This is a genomic window from Campylobacter jejuni, from assembly GCF_001457695.1.
GTDB classification, from domain to species: domain Bacteria; phylum Campylobacterota; class Campylobacteria; order Campylobacterales; family Campylobacteraceae; genus Campylobacter_D; species Campylobacter_D jejuni.
The window spans coordinates 617,417-637,484 of the sequence record NZ_LN831025.1 but is presented as its reverse complement, the minus strand read 5'-3'; the positions used below and the strand labels follow the sequence as shown (position 1 = coordinate 637,484).

Sequence of the window (20,068 nt, the reverse complement as noted above, 5' to 3'; positions counted from 1 at the left end):
TGATTAAATTTAAACTAGATATTGTATCGTAGAAGTGTTTAAGTGGAGTTTAATTATAAAATTTTTACCAAAAAATATTTGTTCTTTAAATTTTATGATTTTTACAATGAAATTTAGTTATAATTATAATTTATAAAAATTTATTAGGATTGATTTTGGAAATTCCTCATATCCCAGTTTTGCTTAATGAAGTTCAAGAGATTTTTAAAAATCTTAAAACAGGTTATTTTTTAGACTGCACTTTAGGATTTGGCGGACATAGTGAAGCTTTGCTTAAAAATCATCCTGATCTTAAATTCATTGCTTGCGATCAAGATCAACAAGCTTTAGAATTTTCTAAAAAACGTCTTAAAGATTTTCACAATAGGATAACTTTTATACAAAGTAATTTTAGTGAAGTTTTAGAAAAAATTTCACACAAAGAAGAATTAAGAGGTATTTTAGCAGACATTGGAATTTCTTCATTTCAGCTTGATAATAACGAAAGAGGTTTTAGTGTAAATTCTGACTTTTTGGATATGAGAATGAATCAAAACTCCAAAATATCAGCTTATGAGATTATTAATACTTATACAAAAGAGCAATTAACTTCCATTTTTAAAGATTATGGAGAATTACATGATGCACATTTTATTGCTGAAAAAATTTGCCTAGAAAGAAGTAAAAATCCAATCAAAAGCGCCAAAGAGCTTTATCAAATCATAGGAAAAGGTAAACAAAATCATAGAAAAATTTCCAAAGCTACTTTAGCATTTCAAGCCATTAGAATAGAAGTAAATCAAGAACTTAAAGTGCTTAAAGATTTTCTTGAACATTTAGAAAATTTAAAACCAAAAAATTGCATTTTAGCTATCATTAGCTTTCATTCTTTAGAAGATAGAATAGTAAAACAATTTTTCAAAAAATGGTCAAAAAACTGCATTTGTAATGAAAAAATAATGCGTTGCGAATGTGGAAATAACCATAGCCTAGGACAAATAATAACTAAAAAAGCTATAAGTGCGAGCAAGGAAGAACTTTTAAAAAATTCTCGCTCTAGTTGTGCTAAAATGCGGGCTTTTTATTTTAATAATTTGGACAATAAATAATGCTAGAAGATGATTTTATAAAAGAACGCCAAAACATACGCCAAAAAATGCTGAAATTTTCTCGCGCCATAAATCAAGGCAAACCGCTTGATGATGATTTAAGAGATGAAATTTCTAGCGATGATATTTTAAGACGTCGTTTTAAAAAAAAGACTCCTAATAAATTCTTAGAAGAACTCGATGAAGAGTATGAGTCAAAACATACTAAAAAATCAAATATATATTTAAAAGAAGATCTGATCAATGTTAAATTAGAAGAAAAGCAATCTCTTGCTAAAAAAATTTTTTCCAAAATGAAAGAAAGAAGAAAAGAAGAAAATAAAAAAACTAAAAAAAAATTTTTATTTAGCAGAAAAAAAGCAAACGAAATAAAAAATATCCAAACCAAAACACAAATTCAAACAAAAAGCAATCAAGCTACCACTCAAACAAAACAAGAAAAAAAGGGACTTACAAATTCTATAGAAAAAATTCAAAAAACTGAACCTAAGATACAAAATTCTCAAACTATAGAAAAACAACCCGATATTAAACAAAGTTTGGAAAATTTACAAAAAAAAATAACACCACAAGAAAATAAACAAGAACTTCCAAAACCATCTAATCAAGCTCAAGAAAAACAACAAAATGATGAAGATGCTCAAAAGGCAAAAAATGTTTTACTAGAAGGCTTCTCTAATGCCACTAAAGAAGATAGAAACCTAAATTTCAATCATCTTCTTTTTGCGGCTTTACTTGTTAGTTTTGCGTTATTTTTATTTGCTCCACAAATTTATATTAGAAATCAAATTTATTATCTTAGTAGAGAAATTGCTACATTAAGAACAGAAGAAAGTGTTTTAAACGAGGAAAATAAAGACTTAAAAAGAAGACTTGAAAATATGCGATTCCAAAATCAAATTTTAGATTATTTAGAATGAATAATCTTATCTAAAACATACTGCTCTAAATTTGCTTTTGGAATTTCTTCTTTTAAAGCTTCTTTATAAAATTCACCCGCCATTGTAGAGTACTTTTCATAAGCAAAATAAGGAAAGTGTAAAGCCCAGGCTTTTTGTATTATTTTTTTTGAGATTATTTTGCGAGTATAAACTTTAAAAATATCATATCCTATAAATACACAAGCAGTAACCATAACAGCACTCACTATGCTTATATGAAAGTCAAGCTTTGTTAAAAAATAATGAGTAATCAAAAGCAATGGCAATAAAATCACAGCGCAAAAAACACCAAAATAAATATAAGAATTTAGAATTTTGAAATTAAAATTTAGCTTAGAAGGATCTACAAGCATTCCATCGTTTAAAAGTGCATTTGCCTCTAATAAATCTCTTATAAGAACAGGTTGCTCTGATACTTTAAATAAAAAACGAAGGCTAAATTCTTTAAATTTTTTCATAATCCACGCTTTATTTTTTAATTAAAATTTTATCCAAAGAAAATTAATTCCAACTAAAAAATCATTTTCATAAATAAGCACAAGTCTTTAAATTTTTTAGATATAATTTAAAATGTCAAATTTTTAAAAATACTTTAGAAAGAAAGCCATGAATTACTATCAAGAACTTAAAAAATACCTCAACAATAATCTTTTTACAAGCTATTCTTTAGAAATTGACTTTCCTAAGATTTATAATTTCAACGCAAATCAAAAAGCCTTTAGAGATATTTTAACTAAAATTACAAAAATTTACGACAAAAACAAATTTATAAAACAAAACGAACATCAATTTGAAGATGAATTTATATCAAAAGTATTAGAAATTTTAGGGTGGTGCTTTGTAAGACAAGATGAAAAAATCATACAAGGAAAATTGGAAAAACCTGATTTTCTACTTTTTAGCAATGAAAAATTAAAAACAAAATACGAAAATTTAGACAAAGAAACAAAAAAATCAAGCAATGATTTCACAATCATTTTAGAGTCAAAAGCTTATAATATAGAAATAGACAATAAAAAAGTAAAAGACAACCCCCACTTTCAAATTCTAAGATATCTAGGCAATCTTAAGAAAAATTATGGTTTTTTAACCAATGGTAGATTTTGGCGTTTTTATGATAATTCTATACTGAATTCAAACAAAGTTTTTTACGAAATCAATCTAGAAAAAATCATTGAAGATCAAAATATTGAAGCTTTTGCGTATTTTTATAGTGTATTTAGCGCTTTTAATTTCACAGAAAAAGAAGATCATTTAGAAATAACTCTACAAAACAATAAACTTTCAAAAATCAAAATAGAAGATGATTTAAAATCTATCATTTACGGAACCAATGGAAATGAATCTTTATTTGAATTCATAGGCTCTAGAATTTACAATAAAACAAAGGCGGATTTAAAACTAATCTATGAAAATTCTTTATATTTTATCTTTAGGCTTTTATTTATTGCTTATTTTGAAGATAAATTTGAAATTATACTAGAAAAACATAAGTATTTTAAAAGTAAAATCAGTCTTAGAACCTTACTTGAAAATTTACAAGAAGATGAAAGCTCAAGTGGTGGCTTTGGAGAACTTGAAAATATTTTCAACATTTACAACAAAGGCAAAGGCAATTTTGACATGCCTGTTTTTAATGGCGGTTTGTTTGATGAGAGCAAAACCGCTCTTTTAAGCGCGCCAAAAATCTTTAACGATAAAGATTTAAAATTCATTTTAAACCAATTATTAAATTTTAAAGATAAAAATCTAAGCTTTAAAAGAGATTACAAAACTTTAAGTGTAGAACATTTAGGCACGATTTATGAAGGCTTGCTTTCTTATTTTTTTGAAATAGCAAATGAAGATATTTACTATGTAAGCTATAAAGAAAAATCAAAAGAAATAGAATGTTATTTTGATAATTATGATTTCAAAATTTTAGAAAAATCAAAAAAAGTAGAAAAATACACCTTTTACAAAAAAGGACAAATTTACCTTAAAAATACTAGCAACTCAAGAAAAGCAAGCGCAAGCTTTTACACACCTCAATCCATAGCTAATTTTTTAATCCAAAGTGCTTTAAAAGACAAACTAAACAATGAAAATATCTTGAAATTTAAAATACTAGACAATGCTTGCGGTAGTGGACATTTTTTAGTTGGAGTTTTAAATGCTATTACACACATTGTTTTATCAGATTTTGATCATTTTACAAATTTAAAAGAACTTTACGAAGAAGAAAAAGAAAATATTTTAAACTATATAAAAGATTTTGTGCAAGACTATGAAGTAGATGAGAGTGATATTTTAAAACGACTTTTACTAAAACGCATTATTTATGGGGTGGATTTAAACCCTTTTAGCATAGAGCTTACTAAACTTAGCCTTTGGATAGATAGTTTTATCTTTGGAACCCCACTTTCTTTTATAGAACACCACATAAAGTGCGGCAATGCTTTGATAAATTCTAATCTAAGTGATTTTAAAGATTTGATAAAACAAAACTCAAGCAACCTTTTTACAAATTCCATAACACAAGAATTTGAAATTTTACAAGAAGTATTTGAAAAACTTGATAATCTAAAAGATACCAACGAAGAACAAATCAAACAATCTAAACAAATCTATCAAAATGAAATCACACCAAAACTTAAGAAACTAAATTTATATCTAAACTATATCAACACGCTTCATTTTGTCAACAAAGAAGAATTACAAATTCTAAAAGCCCTAAGTCAAGATGATATACAAAATTTAAGCCAAAATGAACAAGCAAAAGCTATCATTAGCAAATATCAAAAAGAATTTAACTTCTTTAACTATGAGTTAGAATTTCCTGAAATCATAGAAAATCAAGTCTTTAAAGGCTTTGATATCATCATAGGTAATCCACCTTGGGATAAGTCAGAATTTAGCGATAATGATTTCTTTCCACAATATAAAAGCGATTATAGAAGCTTAATCGCTAGCAAGAAAAAAGAAATTCAAGACAATTTGCTAGCGAAAGATTATATAAAGCAAAATTATGAAAAACAAAAAGCACATATAGATGCAATTAATGTTTATTATAAAAACACATTTATGTCTAATTCTTTAACAAAAGATATTAATTTATTTCGTCTTTTTGTAGAAAAAAATCTTTCTCTTTTAAAACAAGATGGAAATTTAGCTTATGTACTTCCTAGTGCTTTGATGTTTGAAGATGGAAGCTTAACTTTAAGAAAAGAAATTTTAGAAAATAAAACTTTAGAATATTTTTATAGTTTTGAAAATAGACAAGCTATATTTGCTGATGTGGATTCAAGGTATAAATTTGCTCTTATGCTTATAAAAAATACACAAGCAAATCACACTCACAAAATCAAAACGATGTTTTATAAAACAGATATGAACTCATTAAAAAACAAAGATGAAATTTTAACTCTAAGTTTAAAAGATATCAAAAAGCTAAGCCCAACTCACCTAGCTTTAATGGAGTTAAAAGACAAGCAGGCTTTAAAAATTCTAAGAAAATGCTACAATGCTTTTCAAAACTTGTCTTTTGATTATATAGATTTTAGACAAGAATTAAATATGACTAGTGATAAAGATTTGTTTATAGAAGAGTTTAGGGAAGGACTTTTACCCTTATATGAAGGTAAAATGATACATCAATTTAATGCAAATTTTAGCCAAGCTACTTATTTTTTAGAAAAGGCTAAATTGGATGAGCGTTTAAAAAGTAAAGAACTTTCAAGAGCTAAAAAAGCTACTGGGAAAGAATTAAATCCTAAATTGATAAAATACGATAGAGAATTTTTTAGACTTGGATATAGAGCTGTTGCAAGTGACACTAACGAAAGAACTTTGATAGCTTCTTTATTGCCAAAAAATTGTGGTTTTGGACATAGTATGTTTGCAAATGCACCAAAACAATATATTGTAAAAGATGATGAAATTTGCATGGATATAATGCCTTATGAAAAGATTTTATTTGTTTTGGCTTTGTTAAATTCTTTAGTGGTTGATTTTATCATAAGAAATATGGTGCAAATCAATGTAAGTAAAACCTATCTAGAAAGAATTCCTCTGCCTCAACCAAGTGATGAAGAAAATCAAAACAATGAAATTTATAAAACCCTCGCTAAAAATGCTTTGCTTTTACAGCTTTACAATGATAAAAATCATCATTTTGATGAGCTAAAACAAGAATTTAATATAAAAAATGAAGAAATTCCAAAAACTAAAAAGGCTTATGATATCTTAAGAGCAAAAAATGATTTATTGGTTAAAAAACTTTATGATTTAAGTGATGATGAATTTTCTTACATAATAAGCACTTTTAAAGTTTTAAATGAAAAGCAAAGTGAATATACAACCTTGCTAAAAACTATATAAATGAAAGATTTATATAGTTTTTAAAATTTAATTTTTACCGATAAGTTCTCCTGTGATTCTAGCGATTTCTAATTCTTCATCTGTAGGAATAACAAGCACTTTAACTTTAGAATTTGCATGATTTATCATTCTTTCGCCCGAAATCCTTTGTTTGTTAAGTTCAAAATCTAACTCGATACCAAGATGAACTAATCTCTCGCATACTTTTTGTCGAACCAAACTATCATTTTCTCCTATACCACCTGTAAAAATAATAGCATCGGTTTTTGGCAACACAGCAAAGTAGGATCCTATATATTTAACAAGACGATAACAAAACATATCAAGAGCCAAGCGTGCTTTATCATTACCTTGTTCTATCTCTCTTTCTATATCTCTAAAATCATTATAACCGCAAATTCCATATACTCCACTTTTTTTATTCATCAGTGTATCTATTTCTTCTATAGTTAAACCCTTAAGATGACTAATAAAAGGTAAAATAGCAGGATCTATATCTCCACAACGCGTTCCCATAATAAGTCCTTCAAGCGGAGTAAAGCCCATAGAAGTATCCATACTCTTACCTTTTTCTATAGCACATACACTTGCACCATTTCCAAGATGAGCAGAGATGACATTTAATTCATTTTGATCTTTTTGAAGAAATTTTGCCGCTCTAGAACTGACAAAAGCATGAGAAGTCCCATGAAAACCATATCTTCTAATATTATGCTTATCATAAAAATCATAAGGCAAAGCATACATATAAGCAAAATCAGGCATAGTGCGATGAAAAGCTGTATCAAAAATAGCTGCATTAGCAACACTAGGTGCAGCTTTGATCATTGTTTTTATACCTGCTAAATGGGCAGGATTATGCAAAGGAGCAAAAATACTAACCCTATCTATCTCTTTAAGAACATAATCATCTACTAAACAATGCTCACTTAAATTTCTTCCCCCGTGAACTATACGATGACCACAGCCATCAAGCGCATTTAAATCTGCTAAAATTCCTGATTCTTTAAAAAGCTCGTTGACTATACTAAGTCCTTCTTCGTGATTATTTATTGTTAATTCTCTTTCAAAACTTTCGTTATTTAAAGTATTTTTTAATACAACCTTTGAATTTTGCTCTCCAATTTTTTCTACTAAACCACTTGCTTTAATGATTTTATTATCAAAAAATTTAAATTTAATCGATGAAGAACCTGAATTTAAAACTAAAATTTTCATTTATTATTCCTTTCTATTGAGCTTGTATAGCACTTAAAATAACAGTATCTACAATATCATCTACCAAACATCCACGACTTAAATCATTAACAGGTTTTTTAAGACCTTGCAAAATAGGACCGATTGCTAAAGCATTAGCAGTTCTTTGAACTGCTTTGTAACAAATATTTGCTGCGTTAAGATCAGGAAAAATATATACATTTGCATGGCCTGCTATCTTAGAATTTGGCATTTTCTTTGCTGCAGTCTTTGGATCATAAGCGCAATCAAACTGCATAGGACCATCTATATTTAACTCAGGGTATTTTTCTTTAGCAATCTTTAATGCTTCTTTTACAAGATCTACGCTTTCCCCTTTACCACTATCGCCACTAGAATAAGAAAGCAAAGCTATTCTTGGTTCAAGTCCAAAAGATTTAGCAGTCATAGCACTTACATAAGCACTAGTTGCAAGCTGTTCGGCAGTTGGACTTGGATTTACAGCACAATCAGCAAAAGCTAAAACTTGATCTTCAAGCCCCATAAAGAAAATTCCTGAAACGGAACTAATACCTTCTTTGGTTTTAATAAGCTGTAATGCTGGGCGAATCGTTTCAGCTGTAGTAGTTGATGCTCCACTAACCATAGCATCAGCTTTTCCAGTATGTATAAGCAAAGTTCCAAAATAAGTTTTATCCTGAACTAGCATCTTAGCCTCTTCTAAACTCATGCCTTTAGATTTTCTTGCTTCATAAAGAATAGAAGTAAATTCTTGATTATATTCTGAATTAAGTGGATTCATAATTTGCATAGCACTTAAATCAAGACTTAATCTAGTAGCATCTTGTTTGATTTTTTCTTCATCGCCCAATAAAATAAGATCAACAAATTTACTTTTTAATAAAATTTCAGCAGCTTTTAAAATTCTCTCATCATTACTTTCTGGCAAAACAACGGTTTTTTTATTTTTTATACTTTGTTTGATTAATTCATATTTAAAACGATGAGGAGTTATAAAATCATATTCTTTAAGTTTTTGCACTTCTTCAAAATTAAAATTTTCATTAATCAAAACATAATTACGACCATCTAGAGCATGATCAAAATATTTTTGAGCTATAAGTTTATCTTCATCGTTAATAATAGCAGCGATAGGGGTATTAAGATTTTTAGCCAATTTTATACTAAGATCAAATCCATCAAGTATTCCAAATTCGCAAAAACTATTTACAAGCACAAAATCGTATTTGCGTTTTAACTCTTCGTATTCTTCTAAAATAACATTAAAAAAATTATGAGGATCTTTGCTAAATTCCTCCATTGCCTCTCTAAAGGTAAAACCATAAGCGCTTTTTACGGTTTGATTGATATTAAATTCTTCCAACCAACCTTGCAAAACAGGGACGCGATGTATGTATATTACAGGGCAATAAATTGCGATATTTTTGTAAATTTTGCTATAATTTTTAAGCAAATTTGTACTAATAATAGTATTTAACTCATCACTTCTAGATCTCATCAAATAAAGATTTGCCATCATTTTCTCCTTGAATTTATAAATGTGGAACACTCTTTGCTTTTTCTAATTTTAACAAAGAAAAATAAAAATTCATATTTTAAAGGACGAAAATGAAAAAAGTTTTATTTTATGTGTTACCGTTTGCATTTTTTGGTTGTTCTGCAACGGTTGATCCGCAAATTTCAATGAAACCACCTGCTTATGTAGAAGAACTTGCACCAAAACAAAGTAATAATATAGAAAGTGCACCAGGATCGCTTTTTGGCAAAGGGGATAATCCTTTATTTTCAGATAAAAAAGCTATGAATGTAAATGATTTAGTTACAGTTGTTATACAAGAAAGTACCACTCAAAGCACACAAGCTAATAAAGCAACAAGTAGAACTAATACCTCAAATTTAGGCGGAGGTGCTTTAACAGGAAGTTCAGGAGTGGTAGCTAATGCTCTTAATAAAGTCAATGCTTATTCTAATATAGGCTTTCAAACCAATAGTTCAAACAACTACACAGGAACAGGCTCACAAAGCAGAAATGAAAGTTTCAAGACTACAATTTCAACGCGTGTAATTAAAATTTTATCAAATGGTAATTATTTTATCGAAGGCTCAAGAGAGCTTTTAATCAACGGAGAGAAACAAATCATACAATTAAGCGGTGTTATTCGTCCTTATGACATCGGTCAAGACAATACTATAGATAGTAAATATATAGCAGATGCTAAAATTCTTTATAAAACAGAAGGTGAAGTGGATAGAAGCACAAGAAAACCTTGGGGTAGCAAAGTTATAGAAGCGATATGGCCATTCTAAAAGCAAGGTTAAACTTGCTTCTTGGCTTTTATTCTTTTACAGCCCTACTTTTAACCTCATCTTCAACTTCAGCTAAAAATCTATCTACAAGTTCACTTTCTTTCAGTTTAGCTACAACTTCACCATGTCTTATAACAAGTCCTTGATTTTTCCCAAAGGCTATAGCCACATCAGCGCCCTTAGCTTCACCTAAAGCATTTACCACACAACCCATGACACTGATATTTAAAGGTTCTTTTATATGCTTGGTTTTTTCCTCTACGATTTTAATCGCACTTAACAAATCACTTTGAATCCTACCGCAAGTTGGACAAGAGATGATATTTACTCCGCTTTTTTGCACTCCGCTATCTTGTAAAATCGCCCTTGCTACACGAATTTCTTCTTCAAGTTCGCCCGTCATAGAAACACGCATAGTATCGCCTATACCTTTAAGAAGTAAATTTCCTAAAGCTATAGAACTTTTTACAGTGCTATGAAATTTGGTTCCTGCTTCAGTTACCCCTAAGTGAAAAGGATAATCACAAAGCGGTCTTAATCTCTCATAAGCTTCTATAGTTTTTTGAGCATCTGAAGTCTTCATGGAAATTTTAATATCAAAAAAGTCTAAATCCTCTAAAAGCTTGATATTATACATCGCACTTTCTAGCATAGCATCGACACCATAGCCAAATTTATCGCTAAATTGTTTTTCTATGGAGCCGTGATTTACACCGATGCGTATAGGGATATTACGTTCTTTACATGCTTTTACCACTTCTTTGATATTTTCTTTAGAACCTATATTGCCAGGATTTATACGCACTCCATCGATAAATTCAGCACAATATACAGCCAAATTATGATTAAAATGAATATCTACGATTAAAGGCAGGGGGCTTTTTGCTTTAATCTCCTTTAAAGCCCTTGCATCTGCCATATCCAAACATGCTAAACGCACTATATTTGCCCCTGCAAAATAAAGACGATTGATTTGCTCTAAAGAAGCTTCTATGTCTCTTGTCTTAGTAAAAAGCATAGATTGAACTGAAATGGGTGCATCACCGCCTATTAAAACATTTCCTACTTTGATTTGTCTGGTTTTAAATCTTTTATACTCCATAACTTCACTCTTTGAAAAATTTTAATATCAAATTTTAACTTTTTATTGCTTTAATTAAAGTTTATTTTTGATAATATATTTAAATTTCATGACATTTAAATATTTATGAATTATATATAAATTAAATACAATTAAAAGAGGTTATATGCAAAATCTTTTACTCTATATAAAAAATAACCTAACTCCAACCCTAGCTCAAATTCTTTTACAAGCTTTAAAAAATTCGAATAATGAAAAATTTTTTACCTTTGTTTTGGAAAATATTGAAACAATTTGCACTTGGCTCAATTCTAGCGAATTTAAGAATAGATATTTATCAATAAAACATCCTTATCCACCTTTAATCAATCCTAATTTTATAGAAATAGATGCAAGTAGGCATTGTGCAGAATTAGCTTGGGATTTAAATTTACCCCTACCTAAACACTATAAATTTATCTATATTTCTCCACATGGCGTTGGAGCAGCAGCATTTTTAAGATACCTTAATCAATGTTGCGATGTAACTTGTTTTGCCTCCTGGGTTTTACCGCCTGATGCCAAAGAAAGATATTGTCTTAATTACATGTGTCTAAATGACAATACGATTACTCAATATGCTATTAATATATCAGAAATTAATCTACCTTATTTTGATAAATATCTATCTTTATTGGATTTTAACTCTAAAATTATTTGTGGAGTTCGCGATCCAATAGGAATTTTAAAGCATAATTGGGGAAGAGATTGGAGTAAAGTTTTAAGAAACTATCCCTCTGAATTTAATCTAACTTATGATTGGCGTTATTATATTGACTATCTTACTCATCAAAATCATAAAATTAAAATCGATATAAACGAACTACAACAAGGAGTTTTTATCATCTCTTATTTATTAAAATATTTTAACAAAGACAATGTATACTATCTTGATATGGAAGAAATCCGCCAATCAAAGGCCTTCAATACTATGAATTTACTTGCTATAAATTTTAATTTTACCCCCCCCCCATAAAGATAAATTAGATTTATTTAAAATTAAAGAATTTAGAGGTTATATTCGCTATCTTTTTCCTATCACGCTCTATGCAAATTCTAAAGATATTAATAACACCTTTTATCTTAATACTCCTAAAAATAATAAAAATTTTAATATTGATAAAACTTCTAGCATTCCCATAATTTTAGACAGAAAACATATCAATCATGAAAAAATAGACATAATACAAGAAATTATAAAAAACGACCTATGTAATGATATGGGTGTATATATTGACAAAAATGATTTTAAACAATTAGAACAAAACAATCTTTTATTTTCAACAATTAAACATTATTTGTATGATTTTTTATATCAAATTAAAATAACTATAGATGAAACAGAATCAAAAATGATGAAAGAAAAAGATGTAATAGATTATTTTATAAAAAATAAATCACTTATTCACACTTTTTTTAATATTTTTGAAAATGATCTAAATCATTTAAAACAAACACATCCTCATATTATTGACTCTTGGAAATACTATCAAGAATTTGAAAAAATGTGCAAAGATAAATAATTATATCGCTTACGCAAAATCAATAGGATCAATATCCGCACTTGCATTTTTAAATTGCAAAATATAATTTTCAATTGCCACTAAAGCTTTATGATTTTCACTTCTAAGCAATAAATAAAAACGATATTTTCCATGCAGCATTTCAACTCCGCAAATTCCATAGCCTACCAATTCTACCTGTTTGATATTTCTAAATTGAGAAGCAAATTTTTCACAAAGTTTTTGTGCACTTTTTTGATCTTTATCTTCTATAAGAACTCTTAAAAGGCGTTTAAATGGGGGGTAAAGATCTTTTCTATTTTCTAACTCATCTTTTAAAAAAGCATCATAATCCTCTATATACCTTTCAAAAAAAGCTCTATTTTTTGTTTGCAAAAGCACTCTTGCTTCGCCTTTACGCCCTGCCCTACCAGCAACTTGCATAGCTAAAGCTAAAGTTTCTTCACTCGCTCTAAAACTAGGACGCAACAAATACTCATCAAGCCCTAAAATCACACTCAAATCCACGCTATGATAATCATGCCCTTTAGCAAGCATAGAGGTGCCAATAAGTATATCGATCTTATTTTCATTAAAGTCTTTTAAAATAGTATTAAGCTTTTTAACACTTGTGATTTCATCGCTATCAAATTTTGCTATTTTTGCTAAAGGCAAAGCATTTTGCAAAAGCTCTAAAAGTTCAGCAGTCCCCATTTTTCTAGCTTCTAACATTTCTCCTTTGCAACTTGGACAATTTTGCTCTATTAAAGAAGTATAATTACAATAATGACATTTTAAAACATTTTTCTTTTTATGCATACTCATAGCAATAGAACAAAAAGGACATTTTATCGTTTCTCCGCAATCCTTACAAATGATTTGCCTAAAATTAGCCCTTGTAGGTAAAAACACTATAGCTTGCTTTTGATGTTTTAAACTTTTTTCTAATTCACTTAAAAGCATAGGCGTTATACCAAGCTCATTTTCATCATATAAAAAATGTTTTTTACTCTCAAAAAAAGTTCCTTTTAATCTAAAACTTTTTTGTTTGTAAAAGCTCGTTAAAGATGGGGTTGCAGAACCTAAAACCACTTGAATATTATTTTTTTGACCCAAAAAAAGTGCTAAATCTCTTGCATTGATAAAAGGCTGGTTAGAAGCCTTATAAGAATTATCATGTTCTTCATCTACTACAATAAGTCCTAAATTTCTAAAAGGTAAAAACAAAGCCGATCTTGCACCCGCTACTAAAAGCACTTCTCCCTTGCAAAAACGCTCTAAATATTCTTGCTTTTTTTTCTTTGAAATTTTAGAATGCCACAGGAAAAAATTATCCTTAAAATACACTTCTAAACGCTTTTGCATTTGTGGAGTAAGTGCGATTTCTGGCATCAAAAGCAAAGCTTGCTTACCCTGTTCTAAACACTCTTTTATCAAAGAAATATAAATTTCAGTCTTGCCACTACCCGTATCAGCAAAAAGCAAGGAATTATTTTCTTTTTGAAGAAAACTTAAGGCATTTTGTTGTTGATTGCTTAGTTTAGGAGTATCTTTAAAAAACATTTTGTGACATTCATACTTAGGACTAGTTTCAAAAAAACCCAAAACAAAACCAAGTTTTGAAGCATAATAATAAACAATAAAATTTGCCAATTCAAACTGCAAAGGAGTTAGAAAATACCCTGTAATTTCTTTAATTTCTACGGTTTTAAAATCAGGTTTTTGACATTCTTTAAGCACGATAGCTTTAAGGTTTTTTTTAGTTTTTAAATCCACTAATACTTGTGTTAAAGGTTTGATTTCATCAAAACTATGAAAAGTTAAATTATCCAAATACAAACCACAAATTGCAAGTTCATAATATCTTATATCAGATCTTTGCATCTAGAACTTCCTATACACTTTAACAAACCTTCTTTAGAATCATAAATAAATTCAACCATCTCTTTGGCGTTTAATGCAAATCTATAGTGATTTTTACCTATTTTTATCCAAGATTTAAAATCAGAATAAATAGGTGTATCAAGCAAAGAATAATCACAATCATTTAAACAATAAAAGAGTTTTTCTTTGGCTTGATTGTTTTGTGCATTATCTAAAATTTCTGGAAAATTTAAATTTTTAAGTCTCATTTGACTACGCATTAAAGCAAGAGCTGAGCTTAACATTTCATAGTCCATTTTTAATTTTAAAATTTTAACCTCATCTTTTGTAGTATTGATAAAAGATAAAGACAAGCTTGATAAAATTCCCAAAATCAAAATCACAAAAACAAGCTCAAGCAGAGTAAAAGCTTTACTCATTTTGTCGGGAGTTCTTCATTGATAGCTTTTATTAGTTTCTTAAGTTCTCTTTCTAAAATATAATTTTCATAACTTCTTTTAACAAACGCATCTACAAAGCGTTTAAGTTCTATTTTTTTAGTGCCGCCAGAAATCAAAGCGATATCATCTTCTAAAAAATTTGCAAATTCTTCACTGCACTTAACAATGAAATCTTTTGCATTAACATTAACAATGACTTGTTTTAGATTATCTGCCAAGAACAGCCTCTATTTTCTTATAAATATCTTCGCTTTCTATATTGCGAGATTTAAGTTCTTCTTCTAAACGCATGATTTGATTACTTTTTGCTTCATTTTGTGCTTTAACGCTTACAAGCTCATTTCTTAAAGCCTCATTGGCTTCGCAAACTTCGTTATACTTTTCAATTAATTCATTTACTTTATCTGTCATAGTATTGATTATTTTTTCATCAAACATATTTTTGCCTTCTTAAGAAATTTGTAATTTATGGAAAATATTGTTTGATATTGTAGCAGAAAAAAATTTAAATTTAGGTTTTTATTGTCAATTAATTTTTAATTAAAGCATTTTCTTTTAAAATTTTTTCAAAAATAAAAATAAAGTAGAAAAATGTTAGAACTTACCAGCGAATTTAAACCCAGTCCCGATCAACAAGAAGCCATAAAAGACATAGTAAAAAGTATAAAAAAAGGCAACAAATATCAAACCTTACTAGGCGTTACAGGAAGTGGAAAAACCTTTACCATGGCAAATGTCATTAAAGAACTTAATACACCTACTCTTATCATGAGTCACAACAAAAGCCTTTGTGCACAACTTTATAGCGAATTTAAAGGCTTTTTTTCTAAAAATCATGTGGAATATTTTATATCTTATTATGATTATTATCAACCTGAAGCCTATATCCCACGCACTGATGTTTTCATAGAAAAAGACAGCTCCACTAATGAAGACTTAGAGCGTTTAAGACTGAGTGCCACTGCTTCTCTTTTAAGTTATGAAGATGTAGTTTGCATAGCTAGCGTTTCGGCAAATTATGGACTTGGTAATCCAAATGAATACATAGGCATGGTTTTAATCTTTGAACTAGGTATGCAAATTTCACAAAAAGAACTTTTAAAAAAACTTGTAGATATGGGTTATAAAAGAAATGATAATTTTTTTGATCGTGCAGATTTTAGAGTTCAAGGAGATATTATAGACATTTATCCAGCTTATTATGAAGATGAAGTAGTAAGACTTGAATTTTTTGGCGATGAGCTTGATGCTATGTATCATTACAATGTTTTAGAAAATAAAAAAGGTAAAGATTTAAAACGCTTCATACTCTATCCTACAAGCCAGTTTAGCGTGGGCGAAACAAGATTAAAACAAGCGATAAAAGACATAAAAGCAGAACTTAACGAACGCCTTGCTTATTTTGAACATGAAAATAAACTCGTAGAATATCAACGCCTTAAACAAAGGGTTGAATTTGATCTTGAAATGCTTACAAGCACAGGAATGTGTAAAGGAGTTGAAAACTATGCAAGGCATTTAACAGGGCTTAAAGAAGGTGATACTCCTTATACGCTTTTTGATTATTTTGCGATTAAAAATAGAAAATTTCTTGTCATAGTCGATGAAAGCCATGTATCTTTACCGCAATTTAGAGGTATGTTTGCAGGAGATAGAAGTAGAAAACAAACCTTGGTGGATTATGGTTTTCGTTTGCCTTCAGCCTTGGATAATCGTCCTTTAATGTTTGATGAATTTATCCATAAAAATTGTCAATTTCTTTTTGTTTCAGCTACACCTGCACCTTTAGAACTTGAACTGAGTAAAGAAAACATCTTTCATCAAATCATGCGTCCTACGGGACTACTTGATCCTTTAATAGAATTAAAAGATAGTGATAATCAGGTTGAAATTTTATTTGATGAGGCTAAAAAAGTCATACAAAGAAACGAACGGGTTTTAGTAACTGTACTGACTAAAAAACTCGCTGAAGAGCTTACAAGGTATTATTTAGAGCTTGGTATAAAAGTCAAATACATGCACTCAGATATCGATGCTATAGAACGCAATGAAATCATAAGAGGTTTAAGAAGTGGTGCTTTTGATATGCTAATTGGCATTAACTTACTTAGAGAAGGACTTGATTTGCCTGAAGTTTCACTCATTGCCATTATGGATGCAGATAAGGAAGGCTTTTTAAGAAGTACTACAAGTTTAATCCAAACCATGGGAAGAGCAGCTAGAAATGTCAATGGTAAGGTTTTGCTTTTTTGCAAAAAGATTACAAAATCTATGCAAGAAGCTATGGATACTACCAATGAACGCCGCAAACTTCAAATGGCTTATAATAAAAAATACAATATCACGCCAACTTCAGTCAAACGCCATATTGAAGAAAGTTTGAAAAATGAAGAGGATTTAGGTGAAATTTATCGCAAAGGTAAAAAACTAGAAAAAATGCCTGCTAGCGAAAGAGCAAAACTTGTCAAAGAGTTAAGAAAACAAATGCTTGAAGCAGCTAAAGCACTTGAGTTTGAAAAAGCTGCTGCAATTAGAGATGAGATTAATAAATTAAGGGATTTATAATAAAAATATATCCCTTGTTCTAACTCCTGCCTCATTAAGTAAAGCACTTAAAATTTCATACTGAAAGTCTTGTAAGGGACGTTTTTCTTTTAAAACTATACCTATGACCCCTTTAGTTTTTTCCCATCTTCTATAGGTAAATACATAGCATTAGCATTAGGCAGGGTATTTGTACAAACACCTGCTCTTTCTTTATTTGTTGCAACCCATTGAGCAATAGCAATCTCATCAGCACTAAAACAATTTTTTAACATTTGCTTATCATCGTTAAAAAACAACAAAGGTTTTGATAAAATATTGTTTTTATTTATAGGATAAATAATAATAGGTAAATTTAATAATTTTAAAGCTTGATTTCCAAGTTGTTCCCAAAGCTCTTGTTTGCTTTTCACTCTTGCTAACTTTTCACTATTTTCAAGCAAAATAGCTGTTCTATAAGCTCTTTTAGTGAGTTCTTTAGATTGCAATTTTAATCTTCTAGTAAAAACAGCTGTTAAAAATCCAACTATAAACATGGTTGTAAAAGTAATAATATTTCCACTATCATGAACTTTAAGACTAAAAATAGGTTCTAAAAAGAAAAAATTATAAATCAAAACACTTACCAAAGAAGAATAAAAGGCGAAAATTTTATTATCAGAAATAAAAGAAGAAGCAAAAACTGCTAAAATAAAAATCATAACCATATTACTTGGCTGAGTATTAAATTTATGAAATACAAAAGCTATAAAAGTTACTAAAAGCAAAACTCCTGTGATTTTTAAAAAACCTAAAAAATCAAAACCTTTTTTACTTCGTATTTTAGGAGTAGAAATTTGATTTTCATTAACAAGATATAAATCAATATTGGGTGCTTTTTTAGCAACAGCTTCAAAAATCTCTTCTTTAAACTTTTTTATCTTTATTTTTACCTAAAACAATTTTAGAAACATTGCTAAGGCTTGAATACTCTGCAATTTGTCTTGCTATATCATCATATACGCTAATGATTTCAGCATCAAAACTTTTAGTTGGGATTTTTTATATAAAGTGCACTCAATTTAGCATGAAAAGCTAAAGCAAGTCTTGCAGCTGCACGAATAACCTTTGCATTTGAAGCATTAATACAAACTAAAATATGCTCTCCAGTATGATAAGCTAAATCATCATTAATAAGCCTTTGTTCACTTGCTCTTAAATTCACTCTTGAAGCAAGTCTTCTTAAGGCAATCTCACGCAAAGCTATAAGTCTTTCTTGACAAAAGAAATTTTCAAGTGCTAGTTTAGCTTGTTTTTCCTTATAAATTTTGCCATCTTGCATTCTTTTTAAAAGCTTATTAGGTTCAATATCAACAAGTTCAACCTGATCAACCTCATCAAAAATACTATCAGGAGTACACTCTTTAACTTCTATCTTGCTAATATTAGCTACTAAATCATTTAAACTTTCTAAATGTTGTATGTTTAAAGTAGTATAAACATCAATCCCTGCTTTTAGAAGTTCTTCTATATCTTGAAAACGCTTTTCATTACGCAAGCCTTTAGCATTAGTGTGTGCAAGCTCATCTACTAAAACCAAAGCAGGTTTTCTCTTAAAGGAATTTGTTCTTTTGTAATTTGCGAATTTTCATCTAAAAATTTTTGCAAATCTTTTTGCACACGCTCTTTTAAAGCAGGATTTGACATAGCATAATTAAATCCACCTGAACTTACACTGCTTTCATTTGTATCACTTGTATTGTAATTTGATACAATAGTATCAACATCACCACAACTTTCAACAGCCTTGCCTGAAAGTGCGATCACATTAAAACGCGTTACCCTGTCCATACCTGCTATTCCTATAGCTGATAAAAAGCCCCCTATAGTTGTAGGAATAAGACATACAAGCAATGCTACTAACCACTAAATAGGCAAACTCACGCCTAAAAATTGCATAAAAGGATATAAACTTACAACCACCACCAAAAAACTCAAACTAAGCACAATTAAAAGAGTATTAAGAGCAATTTCATTTGGAGTTTTTTGACGTGCAGCACCTTCTACAAGATTGATCATTTTATCTAAAAAACTTTCCCCAGCTCCAACTAAAATTTTAATCTTTAAAAAATCAGTTAAAACCGTAGTCCCGCCTGTAACAGAAGAAAAATCACCGCCCGATTCACGCATAACAGGTGCACTTTCACCTGTAATAGCTGATTCATCAACACTTGCAGCACCTTCTAGAATTTCTCCATCATTAGGTATAAGTTCACCTGCTTTAACTAAAACTATATCACCTATTTTTAACTCGCTAGAATTAAGCATTTCTTCACTGCCATCACTTTTTATGCGTCTAGCTTTAGGATCCTTTTTACTTTGTCTTAAGGTAGCTGCTTGGGCTTTACCCCTTCCTTCTGCAATACTTTCTGCAAAATTTGCAAAAAGCAAGGTTACAAATAAAATAAAAGTGATTAAGATGTTATAAATTCTTTCATCAGAATTTCCATTAAACAAAGTAGGAAAAATACTTAAAATTAAAGTAAGAATCAATCCAACTTCCACCATAAACATAACAGGATTTTTTACCATAAAGCGTGGATCAAATTTTAAAAATGCTCCTTTTATGGCATTATTTAAAATTTCTTTTGTAATGAGTTTATTTTGTTTTTTAGACATTGACTCT

Annotated in this window: 15 protein-coding genes and 3 pseudogenes; 6 read left to right on the top strand and 12 right to left on the bottom strand. The window is 29.2% G+C overall.

The genetic code is table 11. The features are described 5' to 3' along the window. Nucleotides 1-149: 149 nt before the first annotated feature. Both rsmH and AT682_RS03310 read left to right on the top strand, forming a co-directional pair. On the top strand, nt 150-1,088 hold the full coding sequence (rsmH, locus tag AT682_RS03315; RefSeq protein WP_079263864.1) for a 16S rRNA (cytosine(1402)-N(4))-methyltransferase RsmH: 939 nt from the start codon (nt 150-152) through the stop codon (nt 1,086-1,088). Next, on the top strand, nt 1,088-2,008 hold the full coding sequence (locus tag AT682_RS03310; protein ID WP_058207850.1) for a hypothetical protein: 921 nt from the start codon (nt 1,088-1,090) through the stop codon (nt 2,006-2,008). The genes rsmH and AT682_RS03310 overlap by 1 nt, the downstream gene beginning before the upstream one ends. Here AT682_RS03310 and AT682_RS03305 read toward each other — a convergent pair. Continuing rightward, nucleotides 1,996-2,487 carry a hypothetical protein gene (locus tag AT682_RS03305; RefSeq protein ID WP_002869819.1) on the bottom strand — a complete coding sequence of 164 codons (492 nt, stop codon included), beginning with the start codon at nt 2,485-2,487 and terminating at the stop codon, nt 1,996-1,998. The two genes, AT682_RS03310 and AT682_RS03305, sit on opposite strands and share 13 nt — an antisense overlap. A 148-nt stretch (nt 2,488-2,635) precedes the next feature. Between AT682_RS03305 and AT682_RS03300 the strand changes: the two genes are divergently transcribed. Further along, nucleotides 2,636-6,388, top strand: a complete 3,753-nt coding sequence (locus AT682_RS03300) for a class I SAM-dependent DNA methyltransferase (RefSeq protein WP_058207849.1) — start codon at nt 2,636-2,638, stop codon at nt 6,386-6,388. A gap of 27 nt (nt 6,389-6,415) precedes the next feature. On the opposite strand, the gene ackA is transcribed toward AT682_RS03300, so the two are convergent. Further along, nucleotides 6,416-7,606: an acetate kinase gene (gene ackA / locus AT682_RS03295; protein ID WP_002883375.1), complete on the bottom strand. Its 1,191-nt coding sequence runs from the start codon at nt 7,604-7,606 to the stop codon at nt 6,416-6,418. A 13-nt stretch (nt 7,607-7,619) separates the two neighbouring features. Further along, entirely contained in the window at nt 7,620-9,125 is a 1,506-nt protein-coding gene (gene pta / locus AT682_RS03290) for a phosphate acetyltransferase (RefSeq protein ID WP_079263888.1), read from the bottom strand. Nucleotides 9,126-9,214: 89 nt separating this feature from the next. Between pta and flgH the strand changes: the two genes are divergently transcribed. Then, entirely contained in the window at nt 9,215-9,913 is a 699-nt protein-coding gene (gene flgH / locus AT682_RS03285; RefSeq protein ID WP_002883373.1) for a flagellar basal body L-ring protein FlgH, read from the top strand. Between the two features lie 28 nt (nt 9,914-9,941). Here flgH and ispG read toward each other — a convergent pair whose 3' ends face one another. After that, nucleotides 9,942-11,015 carry a flavodoxin-dependent (E)-4-hydroxy-3-methylbut-2-enyl-diphosphate synthase gene (ispG, locus tag AT682_RS03280; protein WP_002883372.1) on the bottom strand — a complete coding sequence of 358 codons (1,074 nt, stop codon included), beginning with the start codon at nt 11,013-11,015 and terminating at the stop codon, nt 9,942-9,944. A 145-nt stretch (nt 11,016-11,160) separates the two neighbouring features. On the opposite strand from ispG, the pseudogene cipA reads away from it, so the two are divergent. After that, nucleotides 11,161-12,556: pseudogene (gene cipA, locus AT682_RS03275) on the top strand (DUF2972 domain-containing protein). Nucleotides 12,557-12,565: 9 nt separating this feature from the next. Here the strand turns inward: cipA and priA are convergent. The 4 genes from priA to AT682_RS03255 are packed head-to-tail and all read right to left on the bottom strand — an operon-like array spanning nt 12,566 to nt 15,297. Next, the gene (gene priA, locus AT682_RS03270; protein WP_002883207.1) at nt 12,566-14,419 is read right to left on the bottom strand and encodes a primosomal protein N'; all 1,854 of its coding nucleotides are present in this window, start codon (nt 14,417-14,419) and stop codon (nt 12,566-12,568) included. After that, on the bottom strand, nt 14,401-14,838 hold the full coding sequence (locus AT682_RS03265; protein WP_002883208.1) for a prepilin-type N-terminal cleavage/methylation domain-containing protein: 438 nt from the start codon (nt 14,836-14,838) through the stop codon (nt 14,401-14,403). Before AT682_RS03265 ends, priA begins: the two co-directional genes overlap by 19 nt. Beyond that, complete coding sequence (locus tag AT682_RS03260; protein ID WP_002883209.1) at nt 14,835-15,077, bottom strand: hypothetical protein; 243 nt, start codon at nt 15,075-15,077, stop codon at nt 14,835-14,837. Before AT682_RS03260 ends, AT682_RS03265 begins: the two co-directional genes overlap by 4 nt. Beyond that, nucleotides 15,067-15,297 carry a hypothetical protein gene (locus AT682_RS03255; protein ID WP_002852327.1) on the bottom strand — a complete coding sequence of 77 codons (231 nt, stop codon included), beginning with the start codon at nt 15,295-15,297 and terminating at the stop codon, nt 15,067-15,069. Before AT682_RS03255 ends, AT682_RS03260 begins: the two co-directional genes overlap by 11 nt. A 153-nt stretch (nt 15,298-15,450) precedes the next feature. Here AT682_RS03255 and uvrB point away from each other — a divergent pair, with 153 nt between their 5' ends. After that, nucleotides 15,451-17,424: an excinuclease ABC subunit UvrB gene (gene uvrB / locus AT682_RS03250; RefSeq protein ID WP_002883210.1), complete on the top strand. Its 1,974-nt coding sequence runs from the start codon at nt 15,451-15,453 to the stop codon at nt 17,422-17,424. Between the two features lie 101 nt (nt 17,425-17,525). Here the strand turns inward: uvrB and AT682_RS09760 are convergent, their stop codons facing one another. The 4 genes and pseudogenes from AT682_RS09760 to AT682_RS03240 form a co-directional block, all read right to left on the bottom strand. After that, complete coding sequence (locus AT682_RS09760; protein ID WP_236017572.1) at nt 17,526-18,170, bottom strand: DUF4118 domain-containing protein; 645 nt, start codon at nt 18,168-18,170, stop codon at nt 17,526-17,528. 260 nt (nt 18,171-18,430) lie between these two features. Continuing rightward, complete coding sequence (locus AT682_RS09755) at nt 18,431-18,982, bottom strand: histidine kinase (protein WP_236017573.1); 552 nt, start codon at nt 18,980-18,982, stop codon at nt 18,431-18,433. A gap of 14 nt (nt 18,983-18,996) precedes the next feature. Continuing rightward, a pseudogene (locus AT682_RS09495) lies at nt 18,997-19,161 on the bottom strand (potassium-transporting ATPase subunit C); the annotation flags it as partial. Next, nucleotides 19,153-20,061, bottom strand: a pseudogene (locus AT682_RS03240) (HAD-IC family P-type ATPase); the annotation flags it as partial. The pseudogenes AT682_RS09495 and AT682_RS03240, both read right to left, overlap by 9 nt. Nucleotides 20,062-20,068: the final 7 nt, after the last annotated feature.

What these genes read in the sequence shown, in the direction of transcription:
- uvrB (WP_002883210.1), top strand. Translation starts at nt 15,451, where the DNA reads ATGTTAGAACTTACCAGCGAATTTAAACCCAGTCCCGATCAACAAGAA.
- ackA (WP_002883375.1), bottom strand. Translation starts at nt 7,606, where the DNA reads ATGAAAATTTTAGTTTTAAATTCAGGTTCTTCATCGATTAAATTTAAA.
- AT682_RS03310 (WP_058207850.1), top strand. Translation starts at nt 1,088, where the DNA reads ATGCTAGAAGATGATTTTATAAAAGAACGCCAAAACATACGCCAAAAA.
- AT682_RS03300 (WP_058207849.1), top strand. Translation starts at nt 2,636, where the DNA reads ATGAATTACTATCAAGAACTTAAAAAATACCTCAACAATAATCTTTTT.
- AT682_RS03305 (WP_002869819.1), bottom strand. Translation starts at nt 2,487, where the DNA reads ATGAAAAAATTTAAAGAATTTAGCCTTCGTTTTTTATTTAAAGTATCA.
- AT682_RS03265 (WP_002883208.1), bottom strand. Translation starts at nt 14,838, where the DNA reads ATGAGTAAAGCTTTTACTCTGCTTGAGCTTGTTTTTGTGATTTTGATT.
- pta (WP_079263888.1), bottom strand. Translation starts at nt 9,125, where the DNA reads ATGATGGCAAATCTTTATTTGATGAGATCTAGAAGTGATGAGTTAAAT.
- flgH (WP_002883373.1), top strand. Translation starts at nt 9,215, where the DNA reads ATGAAAAAAGTTTTATTTTATGTGTTACCGTTTGCATTTTTTGGTTGT.
- priA (WP_002883207.1), bottom strand. Translation starts at nt 14,419, where the DNA reads ATGCAAAGATCTGATATAAGATATTATGAACTTGCAATTTGTGGTTTG.
- ispG (WP_002883372.1), bottom strand. Translation starts at nt 11,015, where the DNA reads ATGGAGTATAAAAGATTTAAAACCAGACAAATCAAAGTAGGAAATGTT.
- AT682_RS03255 (WP_002852327.1), bottom strand. Translation starts at nt 15,297, where the DNA reads ATGTTTGATGAAAAAATAATCAATACTATGACAGATAAAGTAAATGAA.